A 1,063-nucleotide genomic window follows, 5' to 3' on the forward strand; every position below is an offset into this window, starting at 1 on the left:
TGTGCCGTTCGAGCGTTTGGTGGAGGTGTTGAATCCGGAGCGGTCGATGGCGCGGCATCCGCTGTTCCAGGTGATGCTCTCCTTCCAGAACAACACCCGGCCCAGCCTGGACTTTCCAGGTCTGGAAATCACCCACGAGCCGCTACAAGACGTCTCGGCCAGGTTCGATCTGACGGTCAACCTCGGTGAGCTCCGCACGGAAGACGGTGCGCCAAACGGCATGACCGGCCGACTCGACTACCGCACCGATCTGTTCGACCGGGCGACGGTTGAGGCGTTGGCTGGTCGTTTTGTGCGGGTGTTGGAGGCGGTGGCCGCGGATCCGGATATGCCGGTGGGGCGGGTCGATGTACTGGGTGAGACCGAGCGGCAGCAGGTCCTGGTCGACTGGAACAACACCGCGCATCCGGTGCCGGATGCGGTGCTGCCGGAGTTGTTCGAAGCGCAGGTCGCACGGACCCCGGACGCAGTGGCGGTGGTGTGCGAGGGCGAGAAGCTGACCTATGGCGAGTTGAATGTGCGGGCCAACCGGCTCGCCCGGCACCTGATCGGACAGGGGGTTGGGCCGGAGCGGCTGGTGGCGGTTGCCCTGCCACGCTCGGCCGAACTGCTGGTGGCGCTGCTGGCGGTGATGAAATCGGGAGCGGCGTACGTGCCCGTGGACCCCGAACTGCCCGCCCAGCGGATCAGCTACATGCTCCAAGACGCGGCCCCCATGGTCCTGGTCACCGACACCACCACCGCAACCACAACCGCCACCCTGGACGGCCTGGACTGTCTGTCCGTGGCAGTGGACGCTCCTGAGACGGCCGCACAGATCGCCGCCCAGCCCGGCACCGACGTGCGCGACACCGACCGCACGGGAGCGCTGCTGCCGGGGCATCCGGTGTACGTCATCTACACCTCCGGCTCCACCGGCCGCCCCAAGGGCGTGGTCATCCCGCACCGGGCCCTGGTGAACTACCTCACCCGCGCCACCGAGGCATACCCCGAACTGTCCGGGACCACCGTCGCCCACGCCTCCGTCTCCTTCGACATCGGCATCACCGTCCTCTACGGCACC

1 protein-coding gene is annotated in these 1,063 nt (G+C 67.5%); it reads left to right on the forward strand.

The features are described from left to right. Nucleotide 1 precedes the first annotated feature (1 nt). A partial coding sequence (locus tag ACWDSL_RS53520) for an AMP-binding protein (protein ID WP_450497046.1) occupies nt 2-1,063 on the forward strand: 1,062 nt, incomplete at its 3' end.

This window comes from Streptomyces sp. NPDC000941, assembly GCF_053599555.1.